Raw genomic sequence first — 14,305 nt, forward strand, 5'->3', positions numbered from 1 at the left:
CGAGGCCGTTGGCGCGGTCGAGCGCGGCGAGGCCGGCGGGGTCGGCGGGCAGGCCGTCGAGCAGCGCGCGGGCGGCCGCCTCCTCCCCGCGCGCCGCCCGCAGCAGCGCCGCGCAGGCGCGCGCGGCGCCGAGGTCGGGCCGCCGCTGGGCGATCTCGGCGATCGCCTCGACGTCGGCCGCCTCGACCTCGTCGGGATAGCGGTGGAGCCGGTGGAAGAGCTGCTCCAGCGCGAACGGCTCGCTCGGCACCGGCTGGTCGCCGCCTGCGTCGAGCGCGGCCGCCCGCAGGCCGGCGGCACGCGCGCGCTCGCCGGCCATCTCGGCCAGCATCGCCTCCGCCTCGCCGGCCCAGCGCAGGAAGCGCGGATCGCCGAGCTGCCCGGCCAGCCGCCGCGCCGCCGCCAGCTCGTCGCGCACGCTGCTCCAGCGGCCCAGCTCGCCGAGCAGCGGCAGCCGCGTCGCGAGCGCCGCGACGACGCCCGCGCCGTCGTGCGCGCCGCGCGCCTCGTCCAGCAGCCGCCCCGCCTGCACGAGCCGCTGCTCGGTCCGCGCCGGGTCGGCGTCGACGCGGATCTCGGCCTGCTCGACGACCCGCCGCGTCAGCGACGGCGTATCGGCGCTCAGCAGCGCGCGGGCGCGCTCCAGCAGCGCCAGCGCGCCGCTGGGGTCGGGCTCCCACGAGCGCTCCAGCGCCAGTCGCGCGAGCAGCTGCGCATGCAGGTCGGGGTGGTCGGCCGGCAGCGACCGCTCGGCCGCCGCGAGCGCGTCGACGACCTTCTGCGCCGCCGGCCCGAGGCTGCGGTTGACGCTGCTCTCGCCGAGCGCGGCCAGTCCGAGCGCGGCGCGTGCCGCCAGCAGCGCGTCGCCCTGCTGCTGCGCCAGCCGCAGCCCCTCCGCGAAGGCGCGCCGGGCCGGGCCGGCGGCGACGCGGCGGCGGGCCTCGCCGGCCGCGACCAGCAGCCGCGCCCGCAGCGGCGGCGACGGCCGCGCGTCGAGCGCGGCGTCGGCGAGCGTCTCCGCGGGGCCGAAGTCGCGCCGTTCGAGCAGCTCCCGCAGCCCTGTGTACGCCCGTTCACATGCGTCGTCGGCGCTCAGCGCCGGGATCGCGCGCAGTGCCAGCCGTCCCAGCACCGGCGTCTCGACGCCGGCCGCGGTCAGCGTCGCCACGGCCGCGGCGGCGTCGCGCGCCAGCTCCGCGCGGCCGATCAGCGCGATCGTCACGTCGCGCTCCAGGCGCGTCTGGAAGCCGACGTGGCGCTGGTCGCGCTCCAGCCGCAGCAGCCGCTCCTCGGCCGCCTCCGCGACGGCGTCGAGCACCAGCTCGCGGTCGAGCGCGAGCACCTGCGCGAGCGTCCCGATCAGCGCCGCGCCGTCGAGCGCCGCGACCCCGCGCGCGACCCGCCGCGCCGGCTCGCTCAGCCGCGCCAGCCGCTGCGCGACGCTCGCCCGCAGCGTCTGCGGCACCGCCGTGCGCAGCGCGACCAGCGGGTCGGCGTGGCCGCGCAGCTCCTCGATCGCCTCGCGCACGAGCACCGGATGGCCGCCGACGTAGTCGTACAGCGCCGCGCCGAGCTGCGCGGGCGCGGCCGGCAGCTCGTCGGCGACGAGCGCGGCGACCGCGGCCGCGTCGAGGTCGTCGAGCACGACGTCGTCGCGGCGCGCGACCTGGCGCAGGCGGTCGAGCACGTGCCAGGTCGCGGAGCCGCCGCGCAGCGCCCGCGTCGTCGCCGTCAGCACGAGCAGCAAACGCGTGTCGGGCGACTCCAGCACCAGCCGCAGCAGCCGCGCGCTGGCCGCGTCGAGCGACTCGGCGTCGTCGATCACGACGACGACGAACTGCTCGCGCGCGACCGCGACGACGCGCTCGCAGGCGTCGCGCAGCGCCCGCGCCCACGGTCCCTCGCCCTCCTCGGCGGCCGCCTCGCGCCATCTCTCGTCGTCCCAGCCGGCCGCACCGGCGAGCGGCGCGAACGCCTCCCGCAGCGCGGTCGCGCCGCCGCCCGTGCCCGGCTCGGCGCGGCCGAAGAGGACGTAGGCGCCGTCGTCGTAGCACTGCCGCGCGAAGACGCAGGCGAGGCGCGACGTGCCCATCCCCGGCTCGCCGAGGATCAGCGCCGCGCGCGGCCCGTCGGCGCGGACCCGCTCGACGCTGCGCTGCAGCAGCCGCAGCGCCGTCTCGCGCCCGGCCGGCTCGCCGCTGCCGAGCGCGCGCACGACCGGCGGCAGCGGCGGGCGCTCCCACGCCTCCTTGCCCGCGGCCGCGGTCGGGGGCGCCAGCGCGACGACGCCCGCCCCGCCCGTCGCCGCGGCGGCCTGCGGCGCGCCGTTCCCGTTCCCGCTCGCCAGCACCTCCGCCAGCAGCGCCTGCGGCGTGACGCCCTCGTCGCCGCCCAGCAGCCGCTCGTGCAGCGCGCGCAGCTCCGGCGACGGCGCGACGCCCAGCTCCTCCATCAGCAGCCGCCGCAGCTGCTCGTAGACGCGCAGCGCCTCAGCCGTGTTGCCGCGCGCCGCCAGCACCCGCATCAAAGCCGCGTGCGCCGACTCGCGCAGCGGCGCCAGGACGACCGCGATCCGCGCCGCCTGCTCGCCCGCCGCCAGCGGCGCGCCGCCGAGCAGCACCGCCGCGTTCGCCTCGCACTCCAGCGCGTCGAGCCGCAGCGTCTGCACCAGCTCGCGCGGGCCGGCGGTCCAGTCCTCCTCCTGCTCGGGCAGGAAGCCGGCCTCGGCGATCGCCAGCGCGCGTGCGGCGGCCGCGCCGGCCGCGCGCCCGTCGCCGGCGGCGAGCGCGTCGCGCGCCTGCTCCAGCGCCGCGGCGGCGACCTCGACGTCGACGCTCGACCGCTCCGGCAGCAGCAGCCCGACGCCGCCGCCGCTGCTCTCGATCCGCGCCGGCGCGATCAGCGGCCGCATCCGCGACAGCAGGCTCGACAGGACCGCGTCGGGATCCTGCGGCGCGCTGCCGGCGCGCGGCCACAGCACCTCGTGCAGCACCTCGCGGCGAATCAGCCGGCCGCTGCGGGCGGCGAGGTAGGTCAGCACCTGCCGCGCCTGGCCGCCGGGCAGCGGCGCGCCACTGTCGCGCGGTTCGAGCGCGAACGCGCCGCAGAGGGTCACCCGCATGCGCGCCAGCCTAACTGCGACCCGGGACCGCGCCAAACCGGTGCATCGCCGCCTCGGCCATCATGGCGGCATGAGCGACCGAGCAGCGACGCACCTCACGGCCGAGACGGCGGCGACCGGCGGGGCGGCGCCCGACCCGGTCGCGGCGTTCGCGGGACGGACCTTCGACGCGGTCCTCTTCGACCTCGACGGGACGCTCGTCGACTCGACCGCCTCGGTCGAGCGGGCGTGGCTCAGATGGGCGCGCGAGGAGCACGTCGAGATAGAGCGGATGCAGGGCAGCCACGGGATGCCGGCGGCCGAGATCGTGGTCCGGCTGCTGCCGCAGGAGCGTCACGCCTCCGCGATCGCGCGGATCATGGACTACGAGATCAACGACGTCGAGGGCACGGTCCCGCGCCCCGGCAGCGTCGCCGCGCTCGCGTCGCTGCCGCCGCAGCGGCTCGCGATCGTCACCTCTTGCACCGGCCCGCTGCTGGCCGCGCGCGCCGGCGCCGCCGGCCTGACGCTGCCGGCGGTGACCGTCACCGCCGACGACGTCTCGCGCGGCAAGCCCGACCCGGAGCCGTTCCGGCTCGGCGCGCAGCGGCTCGGCTTCGACCCCGCCCGCTGCCTCGTCGTCGAGGACGCGCCCGCGGGGCTGACGGCCGCGCGCGCCGCCGGCTGCGCGACGCTCGCGGTCGACGGCACGCACGCGCTCGACCAGCTCGACGCCGACGCGTCGATCGCGAACCTGTCGCTGCTGCGGTTCGCGGTCGACGGCGACGGCATCCGCGTCACGCGCTGAGCGTCACGAGCGGCTGAACGGCAGCTCCGTCGTCAGCCACGCGATCAGCGCGTTCGGCGTGCGCGTCTGCGTCAGCACACGCCCCGGGCCGGTGAACTCCATCACGAGCCCCTCGCCCGACTTGAGCGTGTTCATGATGCCGCTGGAGACCTTGCGGGTCGTGAACGAGGTCGACGGGTCGAACGCGACGACGTGGCCGGAGTCGAGCACGACGCTCTCGCCGGCCGCCAGCTCGATCGTGTCGAGCGCGCCGTAGCAGGAGACGATCACGTTGCCGCTGCCGGTCGCGTGGATGAAGAAGCCGCCCTCGCCGCCGAAGAGGTTCTTGAAGCCGCCCCACTTCGTGTCCAGCTCGATCCCGGCCGAGGAGGCGAGCCAGTTGCCGCGCGAGATGTTGACCGGCCCGCCGAGCTCCAGCGTTATGAGATCGCCGGGCAGGTTGGCGGCGACGTCGACCCAGCCGCCGGAGCCGGGCGCCGTGAACGTCGTCATGAACAGCGACTCGCCGCCGAGCACGCTGCGCTTGAGGCCCTTCATCAGGCCCCCCTGCATCTTCGCTTCCACGTCCACACCGGAGGAGGTGGCCATCATGGCGCCGGACTCGGCTCTCATCTGCTCGCCGCCGGCGAGCTGGCAGCGAGCGACGGCGAAGCTGGGGGCGTGGCGGATGGATACGTTCATGCCGCGAAGGTACAGTGCGCCCGTGACCGACCCCGGACGCCCGCCGCGCGCGCAAGTCGAGCTGATCGTCCCGCTGCGGACGCTGCTGCTGGTGACCGCCTTCGTCGCGGTCGTCGCGCTGGCGCTGCTGTCGCTCGGCTCGCTGCTGTCGATCTTCGTCGCGGGCGTGCTCGCGCTCGGCCTCGACCCGGTCGTCGGCGCGCTCGTCGCGCGCGGCTGGAAGCGCGGCCCGGCGGCCTGCGCGGTGATCGTCTCGCTGTTCGTCGCGGTCTTCCTGATCGTCGTGATCACGGTCGGCCCGCTGTGGGACGAGGTCCGCTCGTTCCTCGAGCACGTGCCGCAGTACTGGGAGGACCTGACCGACAGCGACGCCTTCCAGACGTTCGTCTCGGGCGGCAGCCAGAACGCCGTCAGAGACACGCTGAAGGAGCTGGCCTCGGGCCTGCCGGAGGCGGCCGACGCGCTGCTGGGGATCGCCGGCGGCGTCTTCGGCTCGCTGCTGTCGCTGGTGACGCTGACGTTCCTGGCGCTGTTCCTGCTGATGGAGCGCCCGAAGATCACCGACTGGCTGTTCGGCTTCGCGCCGCCCGAGCAGGAGGCGCGCTGGCGGCCGATCCTGGAGGAGTCGATCCGCGCGGTCTCCTCGTCGCTGATCGGCAACGTCGCGATCTCGCTCGTCGCCGGCACGGTCGCGGGCCTGTCGGCGTGGGCGTTCGGGCTGCCGTTCCCGATCGTGCTGGCGGTGATAGCCGCCTTCCTCGACCTGATCCCGCAGGTCGGCGCGACGATCGCAGCGGTGATCCTCGTCGCCGTCGCGCTGACCGTCAGCCCGATAGCGGCCGGCGGCATGCTGCTGATCCAGCTGATCTACCAGCAGGTCGAGAACTACGTCGTCTACCCGCTCGTCTACCGCCGCGCGGTCGAGCTGACCGCCTTCACGACGATCGTCGCGGTCCTGATCGCCTCCTCGATCCTGGGCGTCGTCGGCGCGATCCTCGCCGTACCCTTCGCTGCCGTGATCAAGATCGTGATCCGCGAGGCCGGCAGGCCGCGGCGGGAGCGGATGGCCGCTCTGCGCGCGCCGGCGCCGGCGCCGGCCGCGGCGGTCGAGGCGGTCGAGGCGGGAGAGCCATGAGCAGCGCAGAGATCGAAGCGCAGAAGCAGGCCGCGGCCGAGGCGGCGGCGCTGCTGGTCGAGAACGGGATGAAGGTCGGGCTGGGGACCGGCTCGACGGTCGCCTACCTGCTGCCGGCGCTGGCGCGACGGGCGCTGCGGGAGGTCCGCTACGTCGCGACCTCGCCGCGCACCGAGGCGGCGGCGAGCGCGCTCGGGCTGCACGTCGAGCCGTTCGCGCTGGCCGAGCTGGACGTCGCGATCGACGGCGCTGACCAGGTCGCGCCCGACGACTGGCTGATCAAGGGCGGCGGCGGGGCGCACACGCGTGAGCGGCTGGTCGCCGCCGCGGCGAAGCGGTTCGTCGTGATCGCATCGGGCGACAAGCCGGTCGAGGCGCTGCGGCCGCCGCTGCCGCTGGAGCTGCACGCCTTCGGGCTGGAGGCGACGCTGGCGCGGCTGCCGGGCGCGAAGCTGCGACCCGACACGCCGCTGTCGCCCGACGGCGGCCTGATCGCCGACCTGCACACGCAGATCGACGACCCGGCCGCGCTCGCCGCCCGCCTCGACGCGACCCCGGGCGTCGTCGACCACGGCCTCTTCTCCCCCGCGCTCGTGCATCTGGTCCTGATCGCGGGCATCGACGGGGTCGAGCACCGCCAACACGAGGAGCACTGATGAGCACCGCCGCGCGCGAGTTCCACCTTCGGCGTCATCCCGACGGCGAGCCGGTCCCGGACGACTTCGAGCTGGTCGCGCGCGAGCTGCCCGACCCGGCCGACGGCGAGCTGCTCGTGCGCAACAGCTGGCTCAGCGTCGACCCGTACATGCGCGGGCGGATGAGCGGGATCAGAACGTACATAGACCCGTACGCGCTCGGCGCGCCGATGGACGGCGCCGCCGTCGGCGAGGTGATCGCCTCGAGCGCCGACGGCTTCGCGGTCGGCGACACGGTCGTCCACCAGGCCGGCTGGCGTGACCACGCGCTGCTCGGCGCCCGGCACGTGCAGAAGCTCGACACGAGCGTGATCCCGCCGCAGGCGTTCCTCGGCGTGCTCGGGATGCCGGGCCTGACCGCCTACGCCGGCCTGGTCGAGGTCGCGCCGGTCAGAGACGGCGACGTCGTGCTGATCTCGGCGGCGGCCGGCGCGGTCGGCAGCATGGCCGTGCAGGTCGCGCGGCTGCTCGGCGCCTCACGCGTGATCGGCGTCGCGGGCGGGCCGCAGAAGTGCGCCTACGTGACCGACGAGCTGGGCGCCGACGACGCGCTCGACTACAAGCAGCCCGATCTCGCCAAGCGCCTGCGCGCGATCGCCCCCGACGGGATCGACGTCTACTTCGACAACGTCGGCGGCGAGACGCTGGAGGCGGCGATCGGCTCGCTGCGCGTCTGGGGCCGGATCGCGATCTGCGGGATGATCTCGCAGTACAACGCGACGACCCCGCCGGCCGGCCCGCGCAACCTCGCGCGGCTGATCCAGACGCGCGGCCAGATGCGCGGCTTCCTCGTGCTCGACCAGGGCCACCTGCGCGCGAGATTCGTCGAGCAGGTCGGCGGCTGGCTGACGCGCGGCGCGCTGCGCTACCGCGAGACGGCGACGTACGGACTGGAGTCGGCGCCGCAGGCGTTCATCGACCTGCTGCACGGCGCCAACACCGGCAAGATGCTCGTCAAGCTCGACTGAGCGGCCGCGCTCGCGCCTGCCGCATCGCGGGCGCGGGCTCGCGCCGGGAGGCGGGTTGCTCCCGGCCCGCCTCGCACGTGCTCTCGCGCCGTCTACCCTTCGCCGCGATGAGACTGCTCGGGCGCGACGTCGAGATCGCCGCGATCGGCCGCGCCCTCGCCGAGGCGGAGGCGGGCGGCTGGCGGCTGCTCGCGCTCTCCGGCGAGGCCGGGATCGGCAAGAGCGCGCTGCTGGCGGTCGCCGCCGAGCGGGTCAGCGCGGCCGGGCTGCAGGTCTTCTCCGCACGTGCCGCCGAGCCGGGCCAGGAGCTGCCGTTCGCGCTGCTGCGCGAGGCGCTCGGCAGCCGCCTCTCGCCGCTGCCGCTGCCGGCGCCCGGCGAGCCGGTGATCCCGTGGGAGCGCTTCCGGCTGCACCATGCGATGCGCGTCCAGCTCGAGCAGCTCGCCGCCGAGCGGCCGCTGGCGCTGCTGCTCGACGACGTCCAGTGGGCCGACGACGCGACGCTGGAGCTGCTGCTGCACCTGCTGCGGCGGCCGCCGCACGGCAGCCTGCTGGTGCTCGCGCTGCGCCCCGGCAGCGTGCTGACGCGGCTGCTCGACGCCGGCCGCCACGTCGACGGCTGGGACGAGCTGCGGCCGGCGCCGCTCAGCCGCAGAACGGCGCGCGCGCTGCTGCCGCCCGACCTCGACCCGGAGATGCGCGAGCGGATCCTGCACGAGGCCGACGGCAACCCGCTGTTCCTGCGCGAGCTGGCGCGCAGCACCGGCGACGCCGCCGACCCCGACGAGCCGGTTCCCGGCACGGTCGCGGCGGCGATCGCGCAACAGCTCGACCGGCTCTCCCCCGCGACCCGCTGCTTCGCCGACGGCGCCGCCGTCGCCGGCGACCCGTTCGATCTCGACGTCGCGACCGCGGCGGCGGCGGTCGACGAGCCGGCCGCGCTGGTCGCGCTCGACGCGCTCGTCGGCGCCGGCCTCGTGCGCGCCGCCGGCGGGCGCGGCTTCGGCTTCCGCCACCCGCTCGTCCACGCCGCCGTCGCCGACGGGACCGACCGCGGCTGGCGGCGGCAGGCGCATGCGCGCGCCGCCGCGCTGCTGGCCGCGCGCGGCGCCGCGCCGTCGGTGCGCGCGTACCACGTCGAGCAGTTCGCGCAGGCCGGCGACAGGGAGGCGATCGCGCTCTTCGGCGCCGCCGGCGACGAGGCCGCCGCGACCTCGCCGAGCGCCGCCGCGCACTGGTACGAGGCGGCCCTGCGGCTGGCGCCGGACGACGACGCCGCGCTGCGCGGCGGGCTGCTGGAGCGGCAGGGGCTGGCACTCGGCGCCGCCGGCCGCTTCGACGACAGCAGCGAGGCGCTCGACGCCTGCATCGCGCTGCTGCCGGCCGAGCAGGTCGCGCGGCGGGTGACGCTCGTCGCCGCCGTCTCGGTCGCGGAGGTGCTGCGCGGCGAGTACGACGGCGCCGAGCGACGGATCGGCGCCGCGCTCGCCGCCGCGCCGCCGCCGCTGCGCCCGCGGCTGCTCTCCAACCGCGCCGGGATCGCCTTCCTGAAGGGCGACAGCGCCGCCGTCGCGGGCTGGGCCGAGCGCGCCGAGCAGGCGCTCGACCGGCTGCCGGGCGACGAGCAGCTGCCGGCCCGCGCCGCGATCGCCGCGCAGCGGGCGTTCGGGCAGGTGCTGCTCGGCGAGCAGGCCGGCGGCCGCGTCGAGCAGGCGGCACGGCTGCTGGAGCAGGTCGGCGACGAGCCGCTCGCACGCGAGGTCGACGTCGCCTGGACGGTCGGCGGCACGCTCTCGCAGGTCGAGCGCTATGCCGCCGCGGCGCCGGTCCTGCGACGCGGGCTGCGGCTCGCGCGCAGCGCGCTGCAGGCGCACCTCCACCTGCATCTGCACGTCGTGCTGGCGATGGCGGAGCTGCCGCTGCTGGAGCTGGACGCGGCGCTGGAGCGGCTCGACGTCGCCGAGGAGGCGATGCGGCTGCAGGGCCGCCGCTACGAGCTCGCGTTCACGCTGACCCAGCGGGCACGCGTGCTGGCGGCGATCGGCCGGCAGCAGGAGGCCGAGCAGGCCGCCTTCGACAGCGAGCTGCTGATCGGCGGCACGCGCGCCCAGGGCGCGACCGTCACGCTGCTCGCCCACGACGCGCTCGTCCGCCACGCGCGTGACCCGCAGCGGCTGCTGCGCGAGCTGACGCAGGTCGCCGGCGCGAGACTCCACCGGCTCGACCGCACCGCGGCCGGAAGCGTGCTGCTGGCCGCGACACGCGCGGCGATCGCGGCCGAGCGGATCGACGAGGCGGAGCGCTGGGCGCGGCAGGCGGCGACGGTCGCCGGCCGGCTCGACCTGCCGGCGACGGCGGTGCGAGCGGTGCGCGCCGAGGGCGAGCTGCTGCTCGCGCGCGGCGACGCCGACGGCGCGGTGCGACTGGCGCGCGCGGCGGTCGCCGACGCGCTGCGCCACGGGCTGCGGCAGGAGCAGCTCGGCGCCGACCTGCTCGCCGGCCGCGCGCTGCTGGCCGCCGACGAGCGCGACAGCGGCGTGACGCGGCTGCAGGCGGTCGCCGCGACCGCCGGCCGGCTCGGCGCCTTCGCCGACCGCGACGAGGCCGCCCGCGCACTGCGGTCTGCGGGCGCGCGCCTGTCGCCCGGCGCCGAAGATGACGCCGGCGCGGACGCGCACGGGCGGGCGGAGCTGAGCGAGCGCGAGCGGGCGGTCGCGCAGCTGGTCGCGCGCGGCGCCAGCAACCGCCAGGTCGCGAGCGAGCTGTACCTGTCGGAGGAGACGGTCGAACGCCACCTGACGCACGTCTACGCCAAGCTCGGCGTCCGCGGCCGCGGCCGCGACGAGCTGGCGGCGGCGCTGGCGTCGGCCTGAGCCGCCGCCGCTACCAGGCGTGGCCGACGAAGACCGGCTCGGGCACGAGCGCGACGCCGAACGCCTGCTCGACGCCGGCCGCGATCTCGCGGGCGAAGGCGACCAGCTGCGCGGTCGTGGCGCCGCCGCGGTTGGTCAGCGCGAGCGTGTGCTTGGAGGAGATCGCGACGCTGCCGCGGGCCGTCCCGCGCGTGAAGCCGGCGTGCTCGATCAGCCAGGCGGCGGAGGTCTTGACGCGGCCGTCGGGCTCCGGGTAGGCCGGCGGCGGTCGGTCGCCCGGGGTCGCGGCCGCGAGCCGCTCGTAGGCGGCGGCGTCGAGGATCGGGTTGGTGAAGAACGAGCCGGCGCTGACCGAGTCGGGATCGGCCGGATCGACGACCATCCCCTTGCCGCGCCGCAGCGCCAGCACCGCCGCGCGCACCTCGCCGAGCGGCGCCCGCCCGCCGACCTCGACCCCGAGCGTGCGCGCCAATTCGGCGTAGGCGACGGGTGCGCCGAGCGCCCGCGCGCCACGTCCGCCCGGCGACGTGCCGCCGTCCGCCGCGCCGCCTGCCGACGGCCCCGCGGTCAGGCCACCTCCCGCCGACGCCGCGCTGCCTCTACGCGCGAGCCCGAACCGCACCCCCACGACGATCCGGTCGTCGCGGCCCTTGAACGCGCTCGTGCGGTAGCGGAAGCCGCAGGCGGCGGCCGGCAGCTCGCGCACGCTGCCGTCGGCGCGGTCGAGCACGCGCACCGCGACGATCGTCTGGCTGACGTCCTGGCCGTAGGCGCCGACGTTCTGGATCGGCGTCGCGCCGGCCGAGCCGGGGATGCCGGAGAGCGCCTCGATGCCGGCCAGCCCCGCCTCGACCGCCTGCTCGACGACGCCGTCCCACGGTTCGCCGGCCTGCACGATCAGCTCGTCGCCGTCGTGCTCGATCCCGCGCGAGCGCACGAGCACGACGGTGCCGTCGAAGCCGGCGTCGGCGATCACGACGTTCGAGCCGCCGGCCAGCACCAGCAGCGGCTCGCCGGCGGCGTCCAGCTCGCGCACGGTCGCGACCAGCTCCCGCTCGCCGTCGACCTCGACCAGCCGGCGCGCGGGACCGCCGAGCTGCAACGTCGTCAGCGGCGCCAGCGGCGTCGCGGTCTGCTCTGCGGGCGGCGTCGGCACGCCGGTCACGATAACGGCCCGTCGCCGCTCGCCGTCCCCCGCCGCACCGCCCCGCGCCCGCCGCCCGCGCTGCCGGCCGGGCCGCGTCGCGATGCCGGCCCTCGCCCCTCCAACGCGGGTGCTGATTGGTCAACACGCTGACACCGACCCCTCCCTGCTGAGAGCGATCTTTCAGTTCCGCCGCGCGCGCCCGCTACCTTCTTGCCTCGTGCCCAGCCGACGGACCCACCTCACCCGAGCACGGACGCTCCTGCTCATAAGCGGCCTGCTGCTGTTCCTGGCAGCCGCCGGAGTCGGCCTGCTGGGCTGGAACGCCCGCGCCGCGAACGACCGCATCCCGAAGGGTGTGACGATCGGCGGCATCGACGTCGGCGGCAAGACCGCCGCCGAGGCGAGAGCAATCCTGCGCAGACGCGTCGCCGAGCGCGCCAACCGGCCGGTCAAGGTCGAGGTCGACGGCAGAACCGTCGAGCTGACGGCCCGCGAGGCAAAGGTCGGCGTCGCCTTCGACGGCGCGATCAGCCGCGCGCTGCAGTCCGGCGAGAAGGGCAACTTCGTCGAGCGCGGCTGGCGTGAGCTGACCGGCGGCGAGGTCAAGGGCAACGAGAAGGTCGCCGTCGCGGTCTCCGACAGAGCGGTCTCCGCCTTCGTCGACCGGATCGCCAGATCGGTCGACAAGCCGGCGGTCGACGCCGCGCTCGCGATCAACGTCGAGAGCGTCTCGGTGACGAGATCGCAGGACGGCTCCAGACTTCAGAACCCGGCGAAGCTGCGCAAGCAGATCGTCCGCGCGCTCCGCAAGCCCAACAGCGCCCGCTCGTTCAGAGCGACCGTCGAGAAGGTCCCGGCGGCGAAGACGACCGAGCAGGTGTGGGAGGCGACCCCGACGGTCGTGACCGTCTCGAAGTCGTCCACCACCGTCCGCGTCTTCGTCAGAGGCGAGCTGGTCAAGACCTACGGCGTCGCCGTCGGCTCGTCCCAGTACCCGACGCCCGAGGGCCAGTTCGTCGTCCAGTCGATGCAGGTCGATCCGCCCTGGAACGTCCCCAACTCCGAGTGGGCCGGCGACCTCGCCGGGCAGACGATCCCCGGCGGCGCCCCCAACAACCCGCTGAAGGCCCGCTGGATCGGCTTCAACGGCTCGGTCGGCTTCCACGGCACGGCGGACATCGGCTCCCTCGGCAGCGCCGCCTCGCACGGCTGCGTCCGCATGAACCCGACCGACGTGATCGATCTCTACGATCGCGTCGCGATCGGCACTCCGGTCCTCGTCGCCGCCTGAGCGGCGGTGCTCGCGGCCTTCCGCTGCCGCCGTTTGTGATCCCGATGCTCGATCGGGATCGTCACGGCAGCGACGAGCGCCACGAACGCGATCATCACCAGCGGTGAGAGACCGGCCATCTGCGGACCGGCGAAGAAGACGACGTGCACGGTGCCGGTGAGGCACATCAGCACGAAGACGATTCGACTCATCACAGTCATGCTCCTAAGAGAACAGCAGCAGCGCCGAAAGCGCTACAGCAGCTAACGTGCCACCAGTTATCGTGCCGAGCAGCATCATCCGCTGAACACGCTCGATCGGCCATCCGCGCAACACCGCGAACGTCGCCAGCACCCAGGCGCCGACGCCACTGCCGGAGGCGATCTGGCTCAACCCGATCGACTCCGGCAGCAGCGAGGTCGTCGTCGCGAGCAGAGGCATCGTCAGCATCTCCGGCAAGAGGCTGAAACGCAGTGAAGTTCGCCCCCTTCGAGGCGCGCGATGACCACGCGGGACGCGCTCGTCGGACACGGCGACGCAGGAGAGGTCCCGAGTCCGGCACCATAGGGAGACGATGAGCGACGAGATCCACGATCCCCGCCGTGAAGCGGTCGCCGCCGCGACGCGCGCGCCGACGGCCGGTGCCGCCTTCGCCGAGGCGCTCGGCGGCCCGCTCGGGATCGTCGAGTCGGCGCTGCCGGCCGCGGCGTTCGTGATCGCCTACACGCTTGGCAAGCTGGAGCCGACGCAGGCGGCGATCGTCGCGGTCGCGATCAGCGTCGTGATGGCCGCCGCGCGGCTGGCGCGCAAGCAGACGGTCCAGTACGCGCTCTCGGGCCTGCTCGGGATCGCGATCTCGGCCTTCATCGTCAGCCGCACCGGCAAGGCGGAGGACTTCTTCCTGCCCGGTCTGCTGCTGAACATCGGCTACGTGATCGCGCTCGCCGGCTCGATCCTGCTGCGCTGGCCGATCGCCGGCGTCGCGCTCGGCGCCGTCGCCGGCAGCGGCATGGGCTGGCGCGACGATCCGCGGCGCGTGCGGATCTACTCGCACGTGACGTGGATCTGGGTCGGCGTCTTCGCGCTGCGGCTGGCGGTCCAGCTGCCGCTCTACATCGCGAGCGCGGTCGTCGCGCTCGGCGTCGCGAAGGTCGCGATGGGCCTGCCGCTGTTCGCCGTCGGCATGTGGCTCTCGTGGCTCGTGCTGAGACAGGAGGGCGCGCTGCACGCCGAGGACGAGGCCGAGGCCGAGCGCGAGCGGCAGGCCGAGCCCGACGCGGACGCCGCCGCGCCCCGCTGACGCGCGCTGGGCCGCCCGGCGCGGCGCCCGCCCGCTGGGCGCCCGCCCGCTATCTTCGAAGCATGGCCAGCCACACCGATCCCACCTGCGGCTGCGGCGTCTGCGGCAGCGAGGCGCCGCCGCTGATCGGCTCCGTCCTGACCGGCGTCGGCATGACGCTCGCGCAGGCCTCGCGCGCGCTCGAGCGGGGCGACGAGCTGGCGCTGACGCCGATCCAGCACGAGCTGGTCGAACGCTGGGCCGAGCAGCAGCTCGGCGCGGCCTGAGACGAGCACCGCGCCGAGCATGAAGCTGCGAACACGCCGGAGCGACCCGCGCGGGCCGCTCC

The 14,305-nt window shown here is 75.8% G+C and carries 13 protein-coding genes; 8 read left to right on the forward strand and 5 right to left on the reverse strand.

The genetic code is table 11. The features are described 5' to 3' along the window. A partial coding sequence (locus Q7L73_RS26105; protein ID WP_304715716.1) for a BTAD domain-containing putative transcriptional regulator occupies positions 1-3,121 on the reverse strand: 3,121 nt, incomplete at its 3' end. 70 nt (positions 3,122-3,191) lie between these two features. Here Q7L73_RS26105 and Q7L73_RS26110 point away from each other — a divergent pair. Further along, positions 3,192-3,908, forward strand: coding sequence for an HAD-IA family hydrolase (locus Q7L73_RS26110; RefSeq protein WP_304694963.1), 717 nt, complete (start codon positions 3,192-3,194; stop codon positions 3,906-3,908). A 3-nt stretch (positions 3,909-3,911) separates the two neighbouring features. Here Q7L73_RS26110 and Q7L73_RS26115 read toward each other — a convergent pair whose 3' ends face one another. Further along, entirely contained in the window at positions 3,912-4,589 is a 678-nt protein-coding gene (locus Q7L73_RS26115; RefSeq protein WP_304694965.1) for a TIGR00266 family protein, read from the reverse strand. Between the two features lie 22 nt (positions 4,590-4,611). On the opposite strand from Q7L73_RS26115, the gene Q7L73_RS26120 reads away from it, so the two are divergent. The 4 genes from Q7L73_RS26120 (at position 4,612) to Q7L73_RS26135 (ending at position 10,260) form a co-directional block, all read left to right on the forward strand. Further along, positions 4,612-5,724, forward strand: coding sequence for an AI-2E family transporter (locus Q7L73_RS26120; RefSeq protein WP_304694966.1), 1,113 nt, complete (start codon positions 4,612-4,614; stop codon positions 5,722-5,724). Beyond that, positions 5,721-6,380 carry a ribose 5-phosphate isomerase A gene (gene rpiA / locus Q7L73_RS26125; protein ID WP_304694968.1) on the forward strand — a complete coding sequence of 220 codons (660 nt, stop codon included), beginning with the start codon at positions 5,721-5,723 and terminating at the stop codon, positions 6,378-6,380. Before Q7L73_RS26120 ends, rpiA begins: the two co-directional genes overlap by 4 nt. Next, positions 6,377-7,387, forward strand: coding sequence for an NADP-dependent oxidoreductase (locus Q7L73_RS26130; RefSeq protein WP_370552459.1), 1,011 nt, complete (start codon positions 6,377-6,379; stop codon positions 7,385-7,387). The genes rpiA and Q7L73_RS26130 overlap by 4 nt, the downstream gene beginning before the upstream one ends. 107 nt (positions 7,388-7,494) lie before the next feature. Continuing rightward, entirely contained in the window at positions 7,495-10,260 is a 2,766-nt protein-coding gene (locus Q7L73_RS26135) for an AAA family ATPase (RefSeq protein ID WP_304694972.1), read from the forward strand. Positions 10,261-10,270: 10 nt separating this feature from the next. Here Q7L73_RS26135 and Q7L73_RS26140 read toward each other — a convergent pair whose 3' ends face one another. Then, positions 10,271-11,416 (reverse strand): UDP-N-acetylmuramate dehydrogenase, encoded by a 1,146-nt coding sequence (locus Q7L73_RS26140; RefSeq protein WP_304694974.1) that lies wholly within the window; start codon positions 11,414-11,416, stop codon positions 10,271-10,273. A 208-nt stretch (positions 11,417-11,624) separates the two neighbouring features. Here Q7L73_RS26140 and Q7L73_RS26145 point away from each other — a divergent pair, with 208 nt between their 5' ends. Continuing rightward, entirely contained in the window at positions 11,625-12,698 is a 1,074-nt protein-coding gene (locus Q7L73_RS26145) for a L,D-transpeptidase/peptidoglycan binding protein (protein WP_304694976.1), read from the forward strand. On the opposite strand, the gene Q7L73_RS26150 is transcribed toward Q7L73_RS26145, so the two are convergent. Both Q7L73_RS26150 and Q7L73_RS26155 read right to left on the reverse strand, forming a co-directional pair. Continuing rightward, positions 12,653-12,889 (reverse strand): hypothetical protein, encoded by a 237-nt coding sequence (locus Q7L73_RS26150; RefSeq protein ID WP_304694978.1) that lies wholly within the window; start codon positions 12,887-12,889, stop codon positions 12,653-12,655. The two genes, Q7L73_RS26145 and Q7L73_RS26150, sit on opposite strands and share 46 nt — an antisense overlap. A gap of 13 nt (positions 12,890-12,902) precedes the next feature. Further along, positions 12,903-13,127, reverse strand: coding sequence for a hypothetical protein (locus Q7L73_RS26155; RefSeq protein WP_304694980.1), 225 nt, complete (start codon positions 13,125-13,127; stop codon positions 12,903-12,905). A gap of 124 nt (positions 13,128-13,251) precedes the next feature. On the opposite strand from Q7L73_RS26155, the gene Q7L73_RS26160 reads away from it, so the two are divergent. Together Q7L73_RS26160 and Q7L73_RS26165 are read left to right on the forward strand one after the other, a co-directional pair. Continuing rightward, positions 13,252-13,977: a DUF3159 domain-containing protein gene (locus Q7L73_RS26160; RefSeq protein WP_304694982.1), complete on the forward strand. Its 726-nt coding sequence runs from the start codon at positions 13,252-13,254 to the stop codon at positions 13,975-13,977. A 62-nt stretch (positions 13,978-14,039) separates the two neighbouring features. Next, positions 14,040-14,243 (forward strand): hypothetical protein, encoded by a 204-nt coding sequence (locus Q7L73_RS26165; protein ID WP_304694983.1) that lies wholly within the window; start codon positions 14,040-14,042, stop codon positions 14,241-14,243. Positions 14,244-14,305: the final 62 nt, after the last annotated feature.

Origin of the sequence: Conexibacter sp. CPCC 205762, assembly GCF_030646155.1 — a bacterium.
Taxonomy (GTDB): Bacteria; Actinomycetota; Thermoleophilia; order Solirubrobacterales; family Solirubrobacteraceae; genus Conexibacter.

What these genes read in the sequence shown, in the direction of transcription:
- Q7L73_RS26150 (WP_304694978.1), bottom strand. Translation starts at nt 12,889, where the DNA reads ATGAGTCGAATCGTCTTCGTGCTGATGTGCCTCACCGGCACCGTGCAC.
- Q7L73_RS26115 (WP_304694965.1), bottom strand. Translation starts at nt 4,589, where the DNA reads ATGAACGTATCCATCCGCCACGCCCCCAGCTTCGCCGTCGCTCGCTGC.
- rpiA (WP_304694968.1), top strand. Translation starts at nt 5,721, where the DNA reads ATGAGCAGCGCAGAGATCGAAGCGCAGAAGCAGGCCGCGGCCGAGGCG.
- Q7L73_RS26155 (WP_304694980.1), bottom strand. Translation starts at nt 13,127, where the DNA reads ATGCTGACGATGCCTCTGCTCGCGACGACGACCTCGCTGCTGCCGGAG.
- Q7L73_RS26160 (WP_304694982.1), top strand. Translation starts at nt 13,252, where the DNA reads ATGAGCGACGAGATCCACGATCCCCGCCGTGAAGCGGTCGCCGCCGCG.
- Q7L73_RS26110 (WP_304694963.1), top strand. Translation starts at nt 3,192, where the DNA reads ATGAGCGACCGAGCAGCGACGCACCTCACGGCCGAGACGGCGGCGACC.
- Q7L73_RS26165 (WP_304694983.1), top strand. Translation starts at nt 14,040, where the DNA reads ATGGCCAGCCACACCGATCCCACCTGCGGCTGCGGCGTCTGCGGCAGC.
- Q7L73_RS26135 (WP_304694972.1), top strand. Translation starts at nt 7,495, where the DNA reads ATGAGACTGCTCGGGCGCGACGTCGAGATCGCCGCGATCGGCCGCGCC.